Source organism: Mesorhizobium loti (genome assembly GCF_003148495.1).
In the GTDB taxonomy this organism is placed as follows: domain Bacteria; phylum Pseudomonadota; class Alphaproteobacteria; order Rhizobiales; family Rhizobiaceae; genus Mesorhizobium; species Mesorhizobium loti.
Genome location: NZ_QGGH01000001.1, coordinates 55,486 through 60,485, shown reverse-complemented (window position 1 = coordinate 60,485; position 5,000 = coordinate 55,486). Strand labels below are relative to the sequence as shown.

The 5,000-nt window shown below is 55.0% G+C and carries 2 protein-coding genes, 1 tRNA gene and 2 rRNA genes; all 5 read right to left on the bottom strand.

What is annotated here, in order from left to right:
- Positions 1-189: 189 nt before the first annotated feature.
- The 5 genes from C8D77_RS00305 to C8D77_RS00285 all read right to left on the bottom strand — a co-directional run bounded on the left by C8D77_RS00305 (position 190) and on the right by C8D77_RS00285 (position 4,789).
- The gene (locus tag C8D77_RS00305; RefSeq protein WP_109658632.1) at positions 190-501 is read right to left on the bottom strand and encodes a type II toxin-antitoxin system RelE/ParE family toxin; all 312 of its coding nucleotides are present in this window, start codon (positions 499-501) and stop codon (positions 190-192) included.
- Between the two features lie 3 nt (positions 502-504).
- Positions 505-771, bottom strand: coding sequence for a type II toxin-antitoxin system ParD family antitoxin (locus tag C8D77_RS00300; protein ID WP_109658631.1), 267 nt, complete (start codon positions 769-771; stop codon positions 505-507).
- 669 nt (positions 772-1,440) lie between these two features.
- Positions 1,441-1,517: transfer RNA gene (locus C8D77_RS00295), tRNA-Met, on the bottom strand.
- Between the two features lie 182 nt (positions 1,518-1,699).
- Positions 1,700-1,814, bottom strand: a 5S ribosomal RNA gene (gene rrf, locus C8D77_RS00290).
- Between the two features lie 153 nt (positions 1,815-1,967).
- Positions 1,968-4,789, bottom strand: a 23S ribosomal RNA gene (locus C8D77_RS00285).
- Positions 4,790-5,000 lie beyond the last annotated feature (211 nt).

Genomic DNA, 5,000 nt, shown 5'->3' with positions numbered 1-5,000 from the left:
CGATTTCTCATAGAGATATCCACGGGGCCGAAATTCGTGAGCTGGCTTGGCTGAATTGTGAGCGGTGTTCTGCCGCCGACCATTCCTGTGATGCGCCCCGAGGTCTCGGCGCTGAGCGTACATCATCGGCCTGAAAAACAACCGTTGCGCTTAGATGGCTGCACAGCAATTCACCATCGGAAGTGGCACTTAGAACCGATCTTCGAGCAATTCCGCTGAGATGTTTCGGCCAGCGTAAAAGATGCCCAGGATCAGCACCCGCTCACCCTCGACGGCAAAGGCAATGCTGACGGCACGCCGGTAACCAACAATCCGCAACCCAGGCATGATCTCGGCCCGCTCGGTACCCCGCTGTGGAAAAGTCGACAGACCGAGACAATGGTCGCGGATACCCGCAATGAAATTCCAGGCGATCGCCGGCGACGCACGTCCGGCTATATCATCGTAGAGTTGCTCCAACTCGGCTTCCGCCTTGGGGTGGAAGACAATCTGGTACTCCATCCCCTACTTGGCTTTCGCCTGCTTGGCGCGATGACGCGCCTCCAGCCGAGAGAAGACCGTGTCGGCAGGGATGCCCTTCGTTGGATCCTGCCGGAGTTCAGCCAGGCGACCCGGTATCTCCTCGCGCAGCCATTTCTCCCGCTCCGCCTCGAAATCCTCGAGCATGCGCAGGCCCGCACGGACAACCTCGCTGGCATTGTTGTAGCGACCCGATTCGAGCTGCCTCCTGATGAAACTCTCGTAGTGGTCATTCAAAGCGTAATTTGGCATTGGCAACCTCCTGCAGGGAATATGGGAGCGATTCCCGAATCTGGCAATAGATGTCAACTATTGGCAAGTTTGGCTGATTCGACCATGCCACACCTTGTCGCCATTCACCCTCAGAGAATCGCCCGTCACCTGATTCGGCATCAACGAAGCGTCGCTTGAGCGCCCATGGCCGCTCGGCAACGGCACTTGCGGCTATTGCGGCGTGACACGCCCGGCCGCCGGCGCGATCGAGGAATCTACGTGCAGGCCGATATTCGCGATCGTCACTCGTTGTCATGGCCGAGGGTAGCCACTAAAGCCGGCTGATAGAACACCACCCCGGCTAAATTCATTTCGTATTCGGTTGCAAACCACCGCCGGCATCACCGATGCCAGGTGCGATCGGATGGTCTTGTGTTTCAGCCACTGATTCGGCTTGAGCGGCCGAGCCGGCGCCTGGGCTCTTTAATCCACGGGGGCCTTGTCAGTCCCTCCAAACGCAAACGGCCCGCGGGCTGCGGGCTATTTTGAATTGGATTTTTGTTGAGAGGCTTTGTTTTGTCGTGCCTTGTCAGCTGAGGCCTCTTTGTGGGCCGAGGAGTTCAGCTGGCTGGCGATGGTCAGTTGGCTGGCGATGGTCCGTCCCCAAACGCAAACGGCCCGCAAAGCGGGCCGTTTGACTATTGGATTTGGTTGCGGGGACAGGATTTGAACCTGTGACCTTCAGGTTATGAGCCTGACGAGCTACCGGGCTGCTCCACCCCGCGTCACCATTGGACGTAAGCCGAGGCCTACGAATAGGATGGCCTACAAATAGGTAGATGGCTCACCAATTGAAAGGGCCGCTTACGCGGCCCGTGGTTTCCCGATTGGCGGGCCTTGTTCATAAAGAGAAGATTTCTCTCCATCCAGGATTGATCCTGGATGTGAGCCAACGTGCGTTTAGCAGACCTGGCAGCGACCTACTCTCCCGCGTCTTGAGACGAAGTACCATCAGCGCTGGAGCGTTTCACGGCCGAGTTCGGAATGGGATCGGGTGCAGCCGCTCCGCCATAACCACCAGGTCGGCAAAACGCACGTTGTTCGAGAAGCTGTTTCTAGCGATTGGCCGCAACATAGCATCAGGCGTAAGGCCTGGGGCTCTGTCGGAGCTTTTCGCTGGTCTTTGTCGTGCCTGTCATCCTCCATTTCTGGAGCGATGAGCATAAGGAATGAGAACGATCAAGCCGATCGAACTATTAGTACCGGTAAGCTTCAAGCGTTGCCGCTCTTCCACACCCGGCCTATCAACGTGGTCGTCTTCCACGGTTCTCAGGGAATACTCGTTTTAAGGTGGGTTTCCCGCTTAGATGCCTTCAGCGGTTATCCCGTCCGGATATAGCTACCCTGCTATGCGGCTGGCGCCACAACAGGTCCACCAGAGATCCGTCCATCCCGGTCCTCTCGTACTAGGGACAGATCCTTTCAATATTCCTACACCCACGGCAGATAGGGACCGAACTGTCTCACGACGTTCTGAACCCAACTCACGTACCGCTTTAAATGGCGAACAGCCATACCCTTGGGACCTGCTCCAGCCCCAGGATGCGATGAGTCGACATCGAGGTGCCAAACAACCCCGTCGATATGGACTCTTGGGGGTCATCAGCCTGTTATCCCCGGCGTACCTTTTATCCGTTGAGCGATGGCCCTTCCACGCGGGACCACCGGATCACTATGACCGACTTTCGTCTCTGCTCGACTTGTCAGTCTCGCAGTCAGGCAGGCTTATGCCATTGCACTCAGCGAACGATTTCCGACCGTTCTGAGCCCACCATCGCGCGCCTCCGTTACTCTTTAGGAGGCGACCGCCCCAGTCAAACTACCCACCATACATTGTCCCGGACCCGGATAACGGGCCGCGGTTAGACATCCATAGTAATAAGGGTGGTATTTCAAGGGTGGCTCCACCTGAGCTGGCGCCCAGGTTTCAAAGCCTACCACCTATCCTACACATGCCACTACGAATGCCAATGTAAAGCTATAGTAAAGGTGCACGGGGTCTTTCCGTCTAACCGCAGGAACCCCGCATCTTCACGGGGAATTCAATTTCACTGAGTCTATGCTGGAGACAGCGGGGAAGTCGTTACGCCATTCGTGCAGGTCGGAACTTACCCGACAAGGAATTTCGCTACCTTAGGACCGTTATAGTTACGGCCGCCGTTTACTGGGGCTTCGATTCAGAGCTTGCACCCCTCCTCTTAACCTTCCAGCACCGGGCAGGCGTCAGACCCTATACGTCGTCTTGCGACTTCGCAGAGCCCTGTGTTTTTGATAAACAGTCGCTACCCCCTGGTCTGTGCCACCCTCCTCTACTTGCGTAGAAAAGGGTCACGCTTCTTCCGAAGTTACGCGTGCAATTTGCCGAGTTCCTTCAGCATAGTTCTCTCAAGCGCCTTGGTATACTCTACCAGACCACCAGTGTCGGTTTCGGGTACGGTTTATAAGGAGGAGCTATTTCCTGGAACCACGCAGCAGCCCGTTCAATCCGATAAGATTGGACTACCTCAATGATCCGTCACTACCTCCAAGCCCACGAATATTAACGTGGTTCCCATCGACTACGCGTTTCCGCCTCGTCTTAGGGGCCGGCTAACCCTGCTCAGATTAGCTTTAAGCAGGAACCCTTGGTCTTTCGGCGGGGGAGTCTCTCACTCCCCTTACGTTACTCATGTCAGCATTCGCACTTCTGATACCTCCACCACCCCTCACGGGTATGGCTTCATCAGCTTACAGAACGCTCCGCTACCGCTTGGCCCTTGCGGACCAAACCCTAAGCTTCGGTGTATGGCTTTAGCCCCGTTACATTTTCGGCGCAAAGACCCTTATTTAGACCAGTGAGCTGTTACGCTTTCTTTAAATGATGGCTGCTTCTAAGCCAACATCCTGGTTGTTTTGGGATCCTCACATCCTTTCCCACTTAGCCATAACTTGGGGACCTTAGCTGTAGGTCAGGGTTGTTTCCCTTTTCACGACGGACGTTAGCACCCGCCGTGTGTCTGCCGACTAGTACTCCCAGGTATTCGGAGTTTGGTTAGGTTTGGTAATCCGGTGAGGACCCCTAGCCCATCCAGTGCTCTACCCCCTGGGGTATTCGGTCGACGCTCTACCTAAATAGATTTCGCGGAGAACCAGCTATTTCCGAGTTTGATTGGCCTTTCACCCCTAGCCACAAGTCATCCCGAACTATTGCAACAGTTATGGGTTCGGTCCTCCAGTAAGTGTTACCTTACCTTCAACCTGCTCATGGCTAGATCACTCGGTTTCGGGTCTAATGCGACGAACTGAACGCCCTATTCAGACTCGCTTTCGCTGCGCCTACACCTAGCGGTTTAAGCTTGCTCGTCACACTAAGTCGCTGACCCATTATACAAAAGGTACGTGGTCACCCAGGACGAACCTTGGGCTTCCACTGTTTGTAGGCAATCGGTTTCAGGTACTCTTTCACTCCCCTTGTCGGGGTGCTTTTCACCTTTCCCTCACGGTACTAGTTCGCTATCGGTCATGCACGAGTACTTAGGCTTGGAGGGTGGTCCCCCCAATTTCAGACAGGATTTCACGTGTCCCGCCTTACTCGAGGACGATTGATTGCATTACGCGTACGGGGCTGTCACCCACTATGGCCCTACTTTCCAGAAGGTTCCGCTTGTCTCTCAATCGCCACTGGCCTGGTCCGGGTTCGCTCGCCACTACTTCCGGAGTCTCGGTTGATGTCCTTTCCTACGGGTACTTAGATGTTTCAGTTCCCCGCGTTCGCCACTTTACCCCTATGTATTCAGGGTAAGTTACCTATTATCGATACTTGGAAACCACAGCAGCAAGTCGGCCTTGCGACCTTCTGGCTGCTCTGATTTTCCAAGTACCTTAGGTGGGTTTCCCCATTCGGAAATCTACGGATCAAAGGGTATTCGCACCTCCCCGTAGCTTATCGCAGCGTATCACGTCCTTCATCGCCTGTGCATGCCAAGGCATCCACCAATTGCCCTTAAGACACTTGATCGTTCTCATTGCCAATGCCCACCCGCGCAATCCAAAGGATTGTCGCTTCAGCCTCTCCCTTTCGGGGTTGGCATCCGCGTAATTCCAAAGGAATTGCCGCCTGAAGCAGATCCTGTGCGGGATCAAACTTCGATGTCATTGGCACAAAAAGACCAGCTTCTCGAGATCGGTTCGAGGGTGCGGTTAGGCAAGCCCATCATATGCGGGAGATT

Bases quoted from the DNA above. Each gene is read 5' to 3' on its own strand.
- C8D77_RS00300 (WP_109658631.1), bottom strand. From the start codon at position 771: ATGCCAAATTACGCTTTGAATGACCACTACGAGAGTTTCATCAGGAGG.
- C8D77_RS00305 (WP_109658632.1), bottom strand. From the start codon at position 501: ATGGAGTACCAGATTGTCTTCCACCCCAAGGCGGAAGCCGAGTTGGAG.